The 14,876-nt window shown below is 46.6% G+C and carries 22 protein-coding genes and 1 pseudogene; 13 read left to right on the plus strand and 10 right to left on the minus strand.

Annotated features, from left to right (window positions below; all coding sequences use genetic code 11):
• Positions 1 to 18 precede the first annotated feature (18 nt).
• The 4 genes from KNP96_RS05125 (at position 19) to KNP96_RS05140 (ending at position 3,002) form a co-directional block, all read left to right on the plus strand.
• Complete coding sequence (locus KNP96_RS05125) at positions 19 to 762, plus strand: alpha/beta hydrolase (protein WP_251135726.1); 744 nt, start codon at positions 19 to 21, stop codon at positions 760 to 762.
• 192 nt (positions 763 to 954) lie between these two features.
• Entirely contained in the window at positions 955 to 1,389 is a 435-nt protein-coding gene (locus KNP96_RS05130) for a MarR family winged helix-turn-helix transcriptional regulator (protein WP_214769247.1), read from the plus strand.
• A gap of 52 nt (positions 1,390 to 1,441) precedes the next feature.
• Entirely contained in the window at positions 1,442 to 2,425 is a 984-nt protein-coding gene (locus KNP96_RS05135) for a ring-cleaving dioxygenase (RefSeq protein WP_214769251.1), read from the plus strand.
• Between the two features lie 34 nt (positions 2,426 to 2,459).
• Entirely contained in the window at positions 2,460 to 3,002 is a 543-nt protein-coding gene (locus KNP96_RS05140; RefSeq protein ID WP_088837069.1) for an NADPH-dependent FMN reductase, read from the plus strand.
• 144 nt (positions 3,003 to 3,146) lie between these two features.
• Here KNP96_RS05140 and KNP96_RS05145 read toward each other — a convergent pair whose 3' ends face one another.
• Positions 3,147 to 4,442 (minus strand): globin-coupled sensor protein, encoded by a 1,296-nt coding sequence (locus KNP96_RS05145; protein WP_088837068.1) that lies wholly within the window; start codon positions 4,440 to 4,442, stop codon positions 3,147 to 3,149.
• A gap of 228 nt (positions 4,443 to 4,670) precedes the next feature.
• Here KNP96_RS05145 and KNP96_RS05150 point away from each other — a divergent pair, with 228 nt between their 5' ends.
• Positions 4,671 to 5,324, plus strand: coding sequence for a homing endonuclease associated repeat-containing protein (locus tag KNP96_RS05150; protein WP_088837067.1), 654 nt, complete (start codon positions 4,671 to 4,673; stop codon positions 5,322 to 5,324).
• 51 nt (positions 5,325 to 5,375) lie between these two features.
• Here KNP96_RS05150 and KNP96_RS05155 read toward each other — a convergent pair whose 3' ends face one another.
• Complete coding sequence (locus KNP96_RS05155; RefSeq protein ID WP_251131962.1) at positions 5,376 to 5,891, minus strand: SRPBCC family protein; 516 nt, start codon at positions 5,889 to 5,891, stop codon at positions 5,376 to 5,378.
• On the minus strand, positions 5,884 to 6,234 hold the full coding sequence (locus KNP96_RS05160; protein WP_088837065.1) for an ArsR/SmtB family transcription factor: 351 nt from the start codon (positions 6,232 to 6,234) through the stop codon (positions 5,884 to 5,886). Before KNP96_RS05160 ends, KNP96_RS05155 begins: the two co-directional genes overlap by 8 nt.
• Positions 6,235 to 6,381: 147 nt before the next feature.
• On the opposite strand from KNP96_RS05160, the gene KNP96_RS05165 reads away from it, so the two are divergent.
• Entirely contained in the window at positions 6,382 to 7,239 is an 858-nt protein-coding gene (locus KNP96_RS05165) for a LysR family transcriptional regulator (RefSeq protein WP_214769254.1), read from the plus strand.
• Between the two features lie 102 nt (positions 7,240 to 7,341).
• On the opposite strand, the gene KNP96_RS05170 is transcribed toward KNP96_RS05165, so the two are convergent.
• From KNP96_RS05170 to KNP96_RS05180, 3 genes are all read right to left on the minus strand, one after another.
• Positions 7,342 to 7,713 (minus strand): YciI family protein, encoded by a 372-nt coding sequence (locus KNP96_RS05170; protein WP_214765990.1) that lies wholly within the window; start codon positions 7,711 to 7,713, stop codon positions 7,342 to 7,344.
• A 272-nt stretch (positions 7,714 to 7,985) separates the two neighbouring features.
• Complete coding sequence (locus tag KNP96_RS05175; RefSeq protein WP_214765988.1) at positions 7,986 to 8,453, minus strand: GNAT family N-acetyltransferase; 468 nt, start codon at positions 8,451 to 8,453, stop codon at positions 7,986 to 7,988.
• Between the two features lie 16 nt (positions 8,454 to 8,469).
• A complete protein-coding gene (locus KNP96_RS05180; protein WP_214769257.1) occupies positions 8,470 to 8,907 on the minus strand; it encodes an NUDIX domain-containing protein in 438 nt (145 codons plus the stop codon).
• Positions 8,908 to 9,193: 286 nt separating this feature from the next.
• Here KNP96_RS05180 and KNP96_RS05185 point away from each other — a divergent pair, with 286 nt between their 5' ends.
• Genes KNP96_RS05185 through KNP96_RS16710 form a run of 3 tightly spaced genes read left to right on the plus strand, consistent with a single transcriptional unit; the run spans position 9,194 to position 10,783 of the window.
• Complete coding sequence (locus KNP96_RS05185) at positions 9,194 to 9,877, plus strand: ABC transporter permease subunit (RefSeq protein WP_088837060.1); 684 nt, start codon at positions 9,194 to 9,196, stop codon at positions 9,875 to 9,877.
• A gap of 2 nt (positions 9,878 to 9,879) precedes the next feature.
• Positions 9,880 to 10,476: an ABC transporter ATP-binding protein gene (locus KNP96_RS05190; RefSeq protein ID WP_251135727.1), complete on the plus strand. Its 597-nt coding sequence runs from the start codon at positions 9,880 to 9,882 to the stop codon at positions 10,474 to 10,476.
• A 13-nt stretch (positions 10,477 to 10,489) separates the two neighbouring features.
• A complete protein-coding gene (locus KNP96_RS16710) occupies positions 10,490 to 10,783 on the plus strand; it encodes an ATP-binding protein DrrA1-3 family domain-containing protein (protein WP_251135728.1) in 294 nt (97 codons plus the stop codon).
• A 121-nt stretch (positions 10,784 to 10,904) separates the two neighbouring features.
• Here KNP96_RS16710 and KNP96_RS05195 read toward each other — a convergent pair.
• Positions 10,905 to 11,018 (minus strand): annotated as a pseudogene (locus KNP96_RS05195) (helix-turn-helix domain-containing protein); the annotation flags it as partial.
• A 270-nt stretch (positions 11,019 to 11,288) separates the two neighbouring features.
• Here KNP96_RS05195 and KNP96_RS05200 point away from each other — a divergent pair.
• From KNP96_RS05200 to KNP96_RS05210, 3 genes are all read left to right on the plus strand, one after another.
• Positions 11,289 to 11,495 carry a helix-turn-helix transcriptional regulator gene (locus tag KNP96_RS05200; RefSeq protein ID WP_088838481.1) on the plus strand — a complete coding sequence of 69 codons (207 nt, stop codon included), beginning with the start codon at positions 11,289 to 11,291 and terminating at the stop codon, positions 11,493 to 11,495.
• Positions 11,492 to 12,187 (plus strand): DUF3169 family protein, encoded by a 696-nt coding sequence (locus KNP96_RS05205; protein ID WP_214769262.1) that lies wholly within the window; start codon positions 11,492 to 11,494, stop codon positions 12,185 to 12,187. The genes KNP96_RS05200 and KNP96_RS05205 overlap by 4 nt, the downstream gene beginning before the upstream one ends.
• A 384-nt stretch (positions 12,188 to 12,571) precedes the next feature.
• Entirely contained in the window at positions 12,572 to 13,015 is a 444-nt protein-coding gene (locus KNP96_RS05210) for a hypothetical protein (protein ID WP_088837057.1), read from the plus strand.
• A 33-nt stretch (positions 13,016 to 13,048) separates the two neighbouring features.
• Here KNP96_RS05210 and KNP96_RS05215 read toward each other — a convergent pair whose 3' ends face one another.
• The 3 genes from KNP96_RS05215 to KNP96_RS05225 form a co-directional block, all read right to left on the minus strand.
• Positions 13,049 to 13,555, minus strand: coding sequence for a GNAT family N-acetyltransferase (locus tag KNP96_RS05215; protein WP_214769265.1), 507 nt, complete (start codon positions 13,553 to 13,555; stop codon positions 13,049 to 13,051).
• Between the two features lie 12 nt (positions 13,556 to 13,567).
• Positions 13,568 to 13,810, minus strand: coding sequence for a hypothetical protein (locus KNP96_RS05220; RefSeq protein WP_214769268.1), 243 nt, complete (start codon positions 13,808 to 13,810; stop codon positions 13,568 to 13,570).
• Between the two features lie 268 nt (positions 13,811 to 14,078).
• Entirely contained in the window at positions 14,079 to 14,258 is a 180-nt protein-coding gene (locus KNP96_RS05225) for a hypothetical protein (RefSeq protein ID WP_214769271.1), read from the minus strand.
• A gap of 76 nt (positions 14,259 to 14,334) precedes the next feature.
• On the opposite strand from KNP96_RS05225, the gene KNP96_RS05230 reads away from it, so the two are divergent.
• The gene (locus KNP96_RS05230) at positions 14,335 to 14,865 is read left to right on the plus strand and encodes a hypothetical protein (RefSeq protein WP_251135729.1); all 531 of its coding nucleotides are present in this window, start codon (positions 14,335 to 14,337) and stop codon (positions 14,863 to 14,865) included.
• Positions 14,866 to 14,876 lie beyond the last annotated feature (11 nt).

Here is a 14,876-nt window from a genome sequence, read left to right on the forward strand (position 1 = left end):
TAGAAAGTGAGGCATCTTATGGTCATCAAACTATCACCGCTCAAACCCGTCTATTATGAAGGAGGTGAACGCGCCGTTCTCCTCTTACACTCGTTTACAAGTAGTCCGAACGACATGAAACTGCTCGGACGTTATTTGCAGCAAAATCAGTATTCGTGTTACACCCCGGTACTTAGTGGTCATAGTCTGCCGGCAGAAGACCTTCTGACCTATGGACCAGCCGACTGGTGGCAGGATGCACTCGACGCTTATCAACTGTTGCAGGACAAAGGATTTGAAAAAATCGCCGTCGTCGGTATTTCACTTGGCGGTGTCCTTGCGTTAAAACTGGGACAGGAATTGCAGGTCAACGGTGTTGTAACACTGTCTGTGCCGATGTACAAGAAAGCCGGTTCCTTGCAAAAACGGCTGCTATATTATGCCCGACGCTATAAACAGATTGAAGGGAAAGAGGAGCAGCAAATCGAGTCAGAAATGGAAGCGCTCCGGCATCTCCCCGTTGATTCATTAGTCGATTTTGAACAGCTCGTCAACCAAACACGGGACAACTTGGTGCAAATCGATTCGCCGATTCGCATCCTGTACGGAGAATTAGACACGCCCCTGTACAAAGAAAGTGCCGAGGAGATTTTTAACCGCGTGGCGTCAGATCAAAAATCAATTAAGGGGTTTGCCCAATCAAAACACTTGATGACGTTAGGTCAGGACAGAAACGACATCAATGAAGAGATTCTTACCTTCTTAAACGAGCTGACGTGGTAGAAGACAGGCACGGAAAAGCAAGTTCAAATTGTTTTAAGGCACCCTGTACGCTACAGGATGCCTCTTTTTATATCGTCAGCATGCAGAGAATCAAACTAATTGACGACGTAATCAATAGATGTTATATTTATCTCGAATTAAAGATATTAGAATTACAGATATTCGAATTAAAGATAAATGGAGGTGAACGACATGGAACAGCCGAATCCGAACTTAAAAGCATTGACCGTCATGGTTCGGGCCGTCGATGCGCTTCATGAAGTCATCAAAAAGGATGTAGCCAAGTCTGGCTTGAATCCGACCGATTTTTCCGTACTCGAGTTGCTGTACCATAAAGGAAGGCAACCGATTCAACTGATCGGTAAAAAAGTCTTGATTACGAGCAGCAGCATCACCTATGTCATCAATAAGCTTGAAAAAAAGAATTACGTCGTCCGACAGGCGTGTCCAACTGATCGGCGCGTGACATTTGTCGAACTGACACCTGAAGGTCAGACATTAATGGCTACGATTTTTCCGGAACATGAAAAAACAATCAATCAGGTGTTCGAAGGAATTGAACCGTCTGACATCGAAGCGTTGATTAACACCGCTAAAAAAGTCGGCTATCAGGCACAAAACCATTAATTTTTTTAATAGATATCTCGAATTCGAGATAATAATCAAAGGAGCGATTTTCATGAATGAATTAAAAGGAATCCACCACGTCACGGCGATCACAAGCAGTGCCGAGAAAAACTATGCGTTCTTCACAAATGTCTTAGGGATGCGTCTCGTCAAGAAGACCGTCAACCAGGATGACATTCAGACCTATCATCTATTTTTTGCTGACGATAAAGGGTCAGCCGGGACGGATATGACATTCTTTGATTTCCCCGGCATTGCAAAAGGAACACACGGTACAAATGAAATCTTTAAAACTGCTTTTCGCGTCCCGACGGATGCAGCGCTTGACTACTGGATTAAACGGTTTGATAAATATGACGTCAAGCATCGCGGCATCAAGGAACAGTTCGGGAAACAGACGCTCTCGTTCGTCGATTTTGATGACCAGCAGTATATGCTGATTTCAGACGAGTTGAACGAAGGCATCGCCTCCGGAACACCTTGGCAAAACGGTCCCGTTCCATTAGAATTCGCGATTACCGGTTTAGGTCCGATTCACATCCGGATCGCGGAATTCGACCGGTTAAAAGACGTCTTGGAAAAAGCGATGCTGATGCGGGAAATCGATCAAGCCGGTTCCCTGCATCTGTTTGAGATGGGTCAAGGCGGAAACGGTGCCCAGGTCATCGTCGAGCATAACCTGCTACTGCCGAGTGGACGTCAAGGGTTCGGCACCGTCCACCACGTCGCGTTCCGCGTCGAAGACACGGCTGCCTTAACTGAATGGATTGAGCGGATGCACCAGTTACAATTCAACACATCGGGCTACGTCGACCGGTTCTTCTTCGAATCGCTTTATGCGCGGGTCGCCCGCGGTGTCTTGTTCGAATGGGCGACAGACGGTCCCGGCTTCCTAGGCGATGAGCCGTACGAAACGGTCGGAGAAAAGTTATCCTTGCCACCATTCCTCGAATCCCAACGGCAACAGATTGAACAAATGGTCCGTCCGATCGATACCGTCCGAAGCACACGGACGATTGAAAAAGAATATCTTTAAGAAGGAAACACTACTTCAAGAGGAGGAAACGATCATGACAAAATTAAACATCGGCATCATCTTAGGCTCAACACGGGAAGGCCGTTTAAGTCCGCAGGTAGGCAGCTGGGTCAAACAACTGGCCGACCAACGCGGCGACGCCAACTATACGATCATCGACATCGCCGAGTACAAATTACCGCTGCTTGGTGAAAAGGACGGCGACGCAACAGGAGCAGCCGCCTGGTCTGAAGCAATTGCGGCGCAGGATGGGTTTGTCTTCATCACCCAGGAGTACAACCACTCAATCTCCGCTTCCTTAAAAAATGCCCTTGATTACCTCCGGGTCGAGTGGCATAACAAAGCGGCAGGGATCGTCTCCTACGGCTCAGTCGGCGGTGCGCGTGCGGCAGAACATTTGCGCGGCATCTTAGGTGAATTGATGGTTGCCGACGTCCGGGTCCACCCGGCTTTATCGTTGTTCACGGATTTTGAAAATGGAGCTGTGTTAAAGGCGGCATCCGTCCAGGAAACTTCCGTGAACCAGATGCTTGACCAGGTCATCCCGTGGGCGACGGCCTTAAAAACGATTCGCTGAGCACCGCATCGTGGTGAAACACCTATGCAAGCGCACTAAAAAAGCGACTCCGGCACGATACCGAAGTCACCTGATTGCTACTCTTTTATAGACGTAAGGCGTAGTTCCGAAGCGGGAGCTACGCCTTTTAGTTCGCAACTTCCGTCATAACGTCGTTGCGACTTCCTGCAGGTCATCCGCCGTCTCGGCAATTGATTCTGCGACGGTCCGCATTCCTTCGATTGTGCCGGCGACATCCTGGGTATCGCTCGACAAGTCGACGAGTTGTTTTGAGACATGGATCGTCTGATTCGAAATCATCGTGAAGGCCGAGACGACACGCGCCATTTCATTCGTCGTCTGCGTGACTGACTGTTCCGTTCCCGCCATCTGACTCGAGACCGTCATCATTTTCGACGTGATTTCCTGCGCGATATCGGACGCTTCCGCGGCTGACCGTTTGCTTTCTTCCGCTAACTTGCGGATTTCCTGGGCAACGACGGTAAAACCGCGCCCCATCTCGCCGGCGCGTGCCGCTTCGATGGAAGCATTCAGACTCAATAAATTCGTCTGATCGGAAATTGCTGTTACCATCGCGGCGATCCGCTCGATTTCTTGCGACAAGAAGGCGAGCTGGGCGACCTGTTCCGTCGTCGCCTTCATGTCTGTGACGACGGCTTCGAAGCGTTGTGTCTCTGCTTCGACCAACTTGACACCATCTTCCGCCTCTTTGACGGCTTCTGCCAACTGACTTGAGATTTTCTCCGTCGTCATCGAAACGTTGTTCGCATGCCGCTCCATCTCCTGGAAACTCGCTGACGATTCTTCACTCATCGCCGCCAGTTCCTCGGTTGATTTTTGGACGGCGGCACCGACACGTTGTTTCGTCTCCAGCACACCTTGACGTTCCTCGTCGACAGTCGCTTCATACATCGTCAAAACGATTTGTTGTTCGAGATTGAATAACTTCCCGACAGAACGCAACATTTTCATCTTTTCGAGCTCCGGCCAAGTACTTCGTTCGACGTGTCCGCTAAAGACGTTTAATACATTCTGAAAAGCGGCGATGTACCACTTATTATGTAGGCCGATCTGAACATGACGCATGGCAATCCGTTGCCGTACCGCAATATAATCTGTCGTCACTTTACCTTCGAACATTTGTAAAATGTGCGTCGCGAGCGTCCCTTTTAACCGCTCAAGTGTCGAGTGCCGTTCAATCAGTTGCTTGAGTTCCGGCACACGGACGAGTTCTGCATAAAAGGCATCGACCATCTGTGGCATCCAGTCTTTAACGTCATCACGGATGACCCGGACGTTTTGTAAATCCTCGACCGTTAAATCAATCAATCGGAGTTGTTTCACTAAATCTGTCCCGAGTTCGAGCTCGACTTCGCTTGCGACCGACGCACGTGCTTTCTCAAAGTCGTTTCCTTGTCGGTTCGCTGACCACCATTTCATCATCCATTCCCCCAGTCATTCGTTCCCTCCCTAGTATCGGTTCATTTTCCAGATATTAAACGCTTTCAACACACTTTTTTCTTTTCTAGAACAAAATCATATGGATGATCGGCTTATCGTAGTCGTTGATTAATTATTTCCTTATCTTACGGTTTTGTTAGTTAACGAACCCGTGACGAACTGCTACACTAGATTTAAGTTTTTCACCACTTTAAGGGAGACTCCGCTATGCGAAAGACCACTCACGCACTTCAACCCGATTTGACGGACTATCAAAAAATTATCCGCTTGATTCAAGGACTCCATCATATTCACCCAGAGCCGATGAGAGCAGCACATTATCAAAAGCTCGCTGCCTATCTTCCCTACCCGCCACTCGAAGAACTCGAACAGCGTTTTGACTCCTGGACGAATTTATTGCAGGAAGCGGGTGTCATCACGGAAGGACAACTGACACCGGCAGAACTGTCGACATTGAACCGACCAAAACCAGGAACAGGACCAAAAAAGCGCTGGACGGTGGAACAAAGCATCGCTCATTACGTCGAGACATACGGGACGCGCGTGACGATTAAACGCTATTCCGACTTACGCGAGACCGAGCGTCGCATGGTCAGCAGCAATACGATCATCCGCCATTACGGGACGTGGAAAAATGCGTTGGAACAGTTTGCCTTGTCCTCAAACGGCTGTTTTACGAACGAAGACTGTCTCAATGGATTACGGCAAGCCGCGGACGAATTAGGTGATCGTTTGACGAGTCAGACGTATGCACGGTGGGCGCGCGAACACCATGCGCCTTCATTAACATTATTGATTGAACGGTTTTCGAGTTGGCGGGAAGCCGTCCGGTATTATGAAGCTCATGATTTCGAAGCGTGACGACCGTAAAAAAAGGACCATCCCGCTCGAGGATCGTCCTTCTTCGACTTATCATGTGTTTACGTTGACAGCTAACCAGTGGTCAAGCCGTTCTAATTGTGACGTGAACCCTTCTTTCATTCCCATCTCAAGAACTTGACGGACGGCTTCCGCTGACCCGAAGTCAGACCGGAAGATGACCCGCGTCTTTCCGTCAAGCGCTTCGAATGTCGTCTCATTTTCGCTTCCTGGTAAGGTTTCAGAAATTGTTCCTGCCTCGTCCGAAAAATAGTCGGCATGGGCATAACGGACCGGGGCGTCGATACTCCGGAAGATTGCTTTCCCCCATGACTCCATCCCGTAAAAGTCTCCTTGTGCCGGATCCAGACACCGCATGCAGTAATGCCAAATGCCGTTCGGGACGAACTCGAACTGTTTGATTTCCGTCTCCCAGCCGGCTGGTCCCCACCATGCCTCGAGGTGATCTTTTTCTGTGAAAGCAGAAAAGACTAGGTCACGCGGTGCATCAAACGTCCACTCCATGATTAAGGTTGATCCGTCAAGCGTCGTTTTCAACTTTTCAGTCATCATCCGTCACTCCTTCAGTTGGTTTTTCCTGCAGCTCTAAAAGATACGATTCAAGGCGTAACATCCGTTCCTCGACTTGTTGTTCGAATGATTGGCTCCACGCCGTCAGCTTAAAAAAAGTTTCCGGACGCAAATGATAGATCCGCCGATTACCGAGCGGTTTTACCTGAACGATCTCAGCATCATGTAGCGTCCGCAAGTGCTTCGAGACTTGCGGTTGATTTAAACTCAATCGCTCCGCAATCTCTCCGACCGTCAACGGTCCCCGTTTCAACAAGTCGACGATCGCAAGACGGTTTGCGTCTGCTAAGGCGACGATGATCTGTAACATCGGTTCTGTCATGGCTGTCACCTCTTCTATATCTTCTATATACCCAAAAAGGAATATTCCAAAAGAGGAATATATAAATTTGAGCGAATTGATTGTCGCCACGAGCGGTTCTGCTGTATCGTCAATCACAGTGAACGACGAAGAAAGCGTGGGATTTCAATGAAAACGGAATGGTTGGAAGCATTTCAGATGACGGCTGAAACAAAAAGTTTGACGAAAGCGAGTGAGCTGTTACATCTGACACAACCGGCACTCAGTAAACAGATTAAGAATTTAGAACACGATCTCGGTACAAACGTCTTTCACCGCTCGGCGACGGGGGTCGCTTTGACGCCAGCCGGCGAAATCGTTTATGCTCAAGCCTTACAGATTTTGTCGCAACTGAGCGACATGCAATGGCAAATCGACCAATTGCAGGGTCAGGTTACGTTCACACTCGGGTCATGGCCGAGTGTCGCGATGTCCTACTTGCCGCAACACTTGGCGCTCCATCCGTCGGCAAACGGTCCGGAACTCAAAATCAAGACGGCCCATACGTATGTCGAATTGATGGCAGGACTCGAGCAACACCATTACGACGGTGTCCTGCTCGACGACCGGAAAATCGACCATCCGTATCCGTCGACGCATCTTTATACGGAACAGTTTTTACTCTATTTCCACCGTGAAGATGAACGGTTTACGGGGTGCGACGACGTCCGGTTCGACCAGATTGAGGCTGCTTCGTTTCTGTCGTTACCGACCGACTGCGACTCGACGAACATCTTAAAGGCGGCGTTCCAGGAGCGCGGTGCCACTTATACGGCTGCTTCCGAAATGGAGTTCGGGTCAAGCGTGCTCGGTTTCATCCGTGCTAAGCTCGGGATTGCCATCTTACCGGAGATTTTCCAGGACGGGCTTCCCCCGGAAATCCGGACATTGCCGATTACAGGGTTCGATGTCAAACGTGAATTATCGCTTCTGACGCGTGACGCGACGCATCACAAGACATTGCTCGGTTTGATTGGTCATGACTAAAACGGATGATCCACTATACGAAAACAAAGCTCGAGTTCCCGTTGTGCTTCGGGAAGTCGAGCTTTGTTTTTACATATAACCCGGCAAGTGGCTAATTTGACCTTAAGCATCCTTGACATCAAGCAGCGGCCGCACTTCCATCCGCCAGCCGTACTGTTCCGCTTCCGCAAGTTGCGTCGTCGGATGGAGCAGCGCCAAGTCGACGGCCTGCTCCAAATCATCCGCTTCAAAAAGGATCAGGCTGCCGATTTGCTCCGCTTTACGCGTATCCGGTCCATCCTGCCGTTCAATCTGTCCATCAAGGAGCCGGGCATGTTTCGTCTCTTCCCCCGGACGCCATTCATACAAGACATTCGTCTTTTCAAAAAAATCTTCAAGTGGTGGATTACAGCGTTCCATGACGGCATCGAGCTCTTCTTGCGAGGACTGATTCATCTTTTCTGCATCGTAATAGCCGATGAATAGAAATATCATCTAACCCCTCCTAGTTCCAAAGCTTTCCTGACACGTCGCTCTTTAAAAAAATACCCTGATTTGAGTTGACTTACTCGCTTAAATCCCCTATTTAACAGAAAAACCCCTTGTCTCCCTGACGAAAACAAAGGGTTTCTTATTTATTTGCAATCTTGCGTAACAGATACAGCGCGTACACCATTGACGGAATCGCCATGACGAGTACCGCAATACGCAACAATCCAAAAATAAAATTCAATTCTATATTATCCGTTCCTAGATCCTTCTTCCTATTAGTAATCAAGCGATTTCGCGACGACCTGCCGCGTTTTTTCAAAACCGATTCGCTCGTAGAAGACCTCGACCCCGTCGTTGCTCATCCAGTAATCCAGTTCAACCTTATGTATTCCCTGCTCACGTGCCCGCCGTTCAATGTCTTCGAGCAACAGGCGACCGTAGCCGTTCTGCTGTTTCGTATCCATGATACAGAGGTGATGGACACGGACTTTCGCCTCAGCAAACTTAAACGCACTCTCAGCACGTCTGACGTACTCAATCCACGCGTAACCGATTGCTTCATCCTCCACTTCAAGGACCAGGAACTGATACAGCGCTTCCCCGGCGATTTTCGTAAAAAAGGCACGGACGGCGTCAACGTCGTACGGCTTAAAATGATGCGGTTGCTGACGCACATGCGGCTCATGGACGTACCGGTTGAGTCGTGCCAGGACGTCGACGTCCGTTGTTTCGATGATTCGCATCGAGTACACTCCCGTCTTAATGTGTAATTTGTCCATTGAAGATATACGGCACCGTTCGTTGTTTCGTCAAGATGTGTTCATACTCCGGCTCGAGTTGCATGTAGCGGACGGCATCCGGAATCGCAACCCATGTGATGTCTTCGATTTCATCCGGGAAGACGGTCCCGATGACACCACCGACGATTTCCGATGTGAAAAAGAAGAACAGGCAGTGTTCGTCGACTTGCGGGAAAAACGCTTCACTGACGTGTAACAGGTCTCCGACTTCGACGTCAAAACCGGTCTCTTCCTTCGCTTCGCGAATCGCTGCTTCCGGTAAGGTTTCACCTGCTTCGACCGTCCCGCCCGGTAGCGTGTAGTACGAATACGACGGGCCGATGTTTTTGACCATCAACAGCTGATCCCGCGTCTCATTGAATAAGACATTATAGACGATATTTTTCCGTACAGTCATTCCTTACTCCCCCCCCCATGGACAGATGGTATTTTTTAACTTACTTACTATAACATATTCCATTTCAAATACAGCAAGGAGTTATCACAAAACGATAAAAGGTAAATTATCCCTAATACATAATGCTTATGGTACACTTATTCCATCTAAAATCAGGGTGTTGCCTTACCTGATAATACACTGGTGCAAACTTCCTGTTTTATTACGGACGACTAATAAGGTGAGCTGATTTTTAATTTTTTATCACATCCTGCACCCACTAACTCTTACTTAGAAGGAGCAAGCTATGATTCCAATCATTCGAAATGAATTTTTCCAGACGTTTAAAAGTTTTAAGTCCGTCGCAATCGTCCTATTTTTTACGTTAACCTCCTTTTTGACTGCCACTTATCTCGCGAACCATCCAGAACTGTTAGGAGATGGAGGCAATGACTCGGCTTATACATCAAGCATCAAGTTTTCAATTTTCTTTTTAGGTTTTCTGTTCGTCTTCGCTGTCTCGCATGACATCGTGAATCGTGAGCTCGATGATCAAACGGTTCGCCTGCTTGTCAGCAAAACGTCCCGTTTCAACATCATCGCCGGTAAGTTTCTAGGATCATTTTTGTTTTGGGTTTGTTCGATTTCCATCAGTTTTTTTGTTGTAACACTCTATGCCAAGTCCACATTTTTTCTTGATTACCTGACTGTCATCACAGTCCTGTTCTTCATCACTTGCTTAAACGTCTTGTTGTCGACAGTTCTTACTCGGCCAGGCATGACGATGTTCGTCGGTATTCTATTGGGTGTTCTCTGTCCCGTCCTCGGGTTTTGGGCCGCTTTTTCGAACACCTGGTATTTGCTGTCCTTCAAGTATCTCTTACCGTATTATTATGTCGTCGCATCCGGCGGGTATCTCGTTGTTCCGTTTTTACTTGGTTTACTGTTTCTCGCAGCGTCATATTTCATGTTTAACAGAAGGGATTTGTAACGATGGTAGCAATTGAAGTGCGTGACTTACATAAGCAGTATGCGACAAAGGATGTCTTGAAAGGAATTCAACTCCGCGTCAAGCAAGGGGAAATCTTTGGTTTTTTAGGACGAAATGGCGCCGGCAAGTCGACGTTCATTCATATCTTGACCGGTATCACCCAGCCGACGCGTGGTTCGTTTACGATTTTAGGGGAAACGAATCACCACATGGATGCGATTAAACAGAAAATCGGTGTCATGCCGGATACGTCCAACCTCTACCAACACATGAAGGCACTTGATTTTTTGAAGTACATGGCGGCACTCAAAGGTGATAGAAGAAATACGACCAAGTTAAAAAAATTACTTGAACAAGTCGGGTTGCAGAATGTTGCCAAACAAAAAATTAAATCGTTTTCATTCGGAATGAAAAAGAAAATCAGCATTGCCCAAGCTCTACTCGGCAACCCGGAACTCCTTTTCCTCGATGAACCGACGTCTGGTCTTGATCCAGAATCCGCCATCGAAATTCAGCAGCTGATTGTCTCGTTAAAGGACCAAGGCAAGACAATTTTTCTGACATCGCATAATTTAACGGAAATCGAAAAGATTTGTTGATACCGTCGCCATCATGACAAATGGTTTGATTGCAAAAATCGGGACAATCGCACAACTAAAACGCGTGGCGAACGAGACGATTCGTGTCCACCTTCGGACCAGTCCGTCACTTGACACGTCGATTTTACAGCATTGCAAAATAAACGACATCCGGTTCATCAAACATGAACAAGATTTTGCCGTTGTAGAAGTGAAAGAGGAAGAAGGTATTCCACTCTTGATTGAACAGTTGACGGCAGCGCGTATTAAAGTCTACGAAGTCAACATCGAAGCTATGTCTTTAGAAGATGTCTTCATGACGGTCTAGGAAACCCTCAACTTCTTACATGAAGGTGAGGGTTTGTTTTTGTAATGATCTGTCTTTCTAATATCCTACGTCTTCATATTTATCCAATCCTTGATAGATTGTTGAACTACCTCCACCTACGCTTCGCTAAGAAGTGGTTGAAGACGAAGCGCGAACAACCGACGGTCTTCGCGATCAGGATTTCCTGCTCTTTTGTCGGGTATGTTCTGAATTTGCAGGCCTTGTGTGTCAACATGATGTTCACATCCTTACAAAGGATATACCCGAAAGAGAGGGTGGCGATTCATCTCCCACTTTCACTAGGGCTTCACCCGGATCGTTTAGAAGTGGGCGTATTCTCGCCTAATTTTGATAAAGATCACGCTTCAAGTAATCATGCATGATGGCTTTTCCAAGCATATAGTTGCTCTAGAAGGAATAAAAAACGACTAATCCCTTTGTCTTTTTGACTAATATCATTGTCATCAAGACGAGTATTGGTTATAATTCAAGTGAGGTGAAGGAAATGAAATCAAGATTAAAGGAACTACGGGCACGCCATGGATGGAATCAAACAGAATTGGCAAAACGCGCCAACATCTCACGTCAGACTGTTAGTTTGATTGAACGGGAGGAATTCATGCCGTCGCTCTTGATCGCTACTAAAATTGCCCTAGTTTTCGAGACGACAATCGAGAATATTTTTCAATTCGACGAGGAGGAATTACTGTGAAAAAAACTCTACAAATGATCGTACGGATACTTGTTGGTGGCACCATTGGATTTTTCGTAATGTATTGGATTATGAATAGTCCGCTTGAAGGACTCGCCTTCTCACACTACAGTTTCATCGTAAACGGTCTACTGCTTGTGATACTGGTAGGATTACTTCTGTTTTCGCTGATTCGTTATCGTCAAATTCAACGTCTTCTCAACCAGTCACTGACGGGTGATGCTGAAGATGTGGCAGACCAACAAATGTATCGCTGGTTCAGCGATGGTACGCTGAGTTTAAACTTAACCCTCCCAATCAGTCTTGCTCTAGTCAGCGTAAATTTAGTACTCCATCAACAACTCCCACTAGTTGTGATTGGAATCACTTTGATTGTTGTCGGATTGGTCGGTTCAATCCATTTTCAAACGCTTGTTCAGCAGATGTATCCGGAACGGAACCTTCCTGACGTCAGTGAAACGGATTACGGAATGAAACTCCTAGCGGCATCTGATGATGGTGAGAAACATATCATGCTCGAAGGACTTTATAAAACACATTCTGTTGTTAACATGATGTTGATTGTCGGAATCATCTTACTGCTCTTTTATTCCTTGTTGACGTCGACCTCTCAGTTATTCAGTATTTTCGTGATCACCTTGATCTTAATCGTCAGCAATACAAAATATTATTTTTCGATTCGAAATCGTTAAAAGGAAAGGAAAATCATCATGCCAAAAAATTATTGCTGTCGTTCTGACATCAATTTTTGTTTCTAGCGTCTTGACATATTGGTCCTATACACCGATGTCGGAACGAGCAGACGATACGTTGTATACATCAGCAAGCGAATTATTCATCTTTCAACGGATTTAAAGGTTTTTCTTCTGTCCGATTTACATTTATCTTACAAATATTTTATATGTACTATCAGGTGCCGTCATCGGAATAATTCTGACTTTACAGTTCACGAAAGGTGATTTTGATATTCCGAGTTCTCTGACGATTGCTGGATCATCAGCTATGCTCTACTTCATCGTATCTTGGATAATCGAACGAACTGGGCGGCGTTCTACATAAGAAAAGGATGTTTTCGTATGTTCAACAAACTGATTGCCGCCGGACTGACGTCAATCGTAACATCGGGTCTGTTGACTCTGATTTTGTCCATCTACGCATTTTTCCAAGATTTCGGCGAAGATGTCTATTTTTCAGCCGTTGATCTTTTTTTAATCTACACCGTTTATTCGTTTCCAATAATTTTAATTTCAGGACTTATGGTTGACTTACTTATGAAACGAATCCTTTTGTTCTTTCCGACTAGTCGGAACACTTTTTTCATATCAGCTGTTCTCTATGGTTTGTCCGGCAGTCTAATTGCCCTAGCCCTCCTGCTGTTCAACCATGAGGGCAACTATGTATTCAGCGACCTCTATTTTTTGTTGCTCGCCATTTTGCTCGCCGGGTCATCGGCTTTCTGTTATTTTTGGACATCTTATCAGTTGCAACGAAAGCGACCGCTTACTCCCCCTAAAAAATGACTCCGCTCAACGGGAAAATTCGCTAAAAACACCTTACCGTCTCCAGCTGTAATGCATCAATTGTATCCGTTGACCGTCTAACACCGCTTCTTCTTTCTTGTCTATCGGCTCAAATCCGTTGTGCGCCAAGATTTTTTGTGAAGCGATGTTTGCATCCGTCGTTTTGGCCTGGACTTCATCAGTGTCGTGTTCCCGACATTGTTCGAGTAGCAAGCGGACGGCTTCTTTGGCGATTCCTTTTCCCGCATGTATTTGTCCGATCCGGTAGCCGAGTTGAGCAGTTTTTTCGATTTGGTTCCGGTCGACCAGATTGATCCGACCGAGAATTGTTCCGGCTTCGTCCTTGATCAGGTAAAAGAACGAACTGCCGTCTTGCTGTTCCTGCAGGAGCGCCGCGTGCCGTTCCTTGAACGTCTCCGGCAAGTAATAGGCGTCGCCCCGTGAAGGAATCGATTGTTCGAAGTAGAGACGGTTTTCGGTTTCAAAGGCATATAGTGCTTCTGTGTCTTTCGCGGTACAGCTCGTCAGTAGTATGTTCATGTTATCCCTTCTTCATCTCAAGAATTGTTGCAACAAAAACACGAGCAGCCATAATAACAGGAGGCCCATTGTATTGACAGCGATGGTTTTAGACAACGGATTTTTCGACGTGTCCCGGAAACTGAACACGTACAGGACGAACATTGTCACGTACAGGACAAAAAACCACTGCGTGACTATAAAAAGGAGCATTCCGGTAATCGTTACGTTTGTCGCCAGGCGATCTTGTTGTTGATTTTTGATTCTCGCAAACATCTGGTGTCCTCCGTTCTGCATCATCTCGCTTTTTCTTTTAGTACATTATCCCTCGTTAAAAAATCCAATTATTCCTTCCTTTTCCTATATTTTATAATTATAATCATATAGAATACCGTTCTGCATCATCACTCAAGTCAGGAACATTCATGTTTATCAAACGAAAAGCAATTGATTTAGCTAGCAATCATGCCGGTTGCTGTTGTGAGATCCGTTCCATGACTGATTGAAACATCCCGTCTGCTAAAAAAAGACACAACGCTAGAAATTACTGTGTCTTCGGTCCCTTTTGCTTTTTTCCGAGAAATAATAGTGCACACAGCAGGAAGAGGGTTCCTAAACCAGTACCGACGAACATCGCGGAGTCAAACAGGTTACTCAGTCCAAGTCCCCCCGTGATGGCGGCAGCATACAGCAGGAGAAACATGACTGTATAATTTTTCTTCAATTTGCATCAACCTCCTATATCGCTAGTATACTCGGACATTCATTCATTTGAATACACATAGCCTCAAGGAATGGACGTGATTCTAGTCTTTTACCGCAAAATCATTGCCGGATCGCTTACAGGCTCACTATATGCAATCGTACTCGGGCTGTTCGTTCCTTATCCGAGTGCTGATATCGGTTATTCAATCCTGCGCTACCTCTCGACCGTGATCATCAGTACTCCTGCCTATTTGATGTACAGCTTTCCGGTCATCTTCCTTTATGGTGGGACGACATCGATTTTGAGTGAGACACTCAGTCGATTCATCTACCGTAATCAAACAAAGAATGCAAAAGAAGTCGTTCTTTCCGGCATACTCCATGTGTCGTTTGGTCTCGTTTTTCTTATCATCAACCCACTTATCGCTTTCCTCAGCGTGATCGCTGCCGTCCTGTTCTTTACGGTTGATTGTTATTTACGAAGAAGACAAGCGACGTACCGATGGACGCAGGCATTGATGAGTCTTGAAATACCGCTTGCCGTCTGGATCCTGTTCTCGGGAACCGACTATCTTATAGGTCTGTTCCAATCCCTAATCACCCTCTTGCAGCACACTATCAACTGAAAAAGGAGTCG

The organism is Exiguobacterium sp. s133, assembly GCF_018618595.1.
Lineage (GTDB): Bacteria > Bacillota > Bacilli > Exiguobacteriales > Exiguobacteriaceae > Exiguobacterium_A > Exiguobacterium_A oxidotolerans.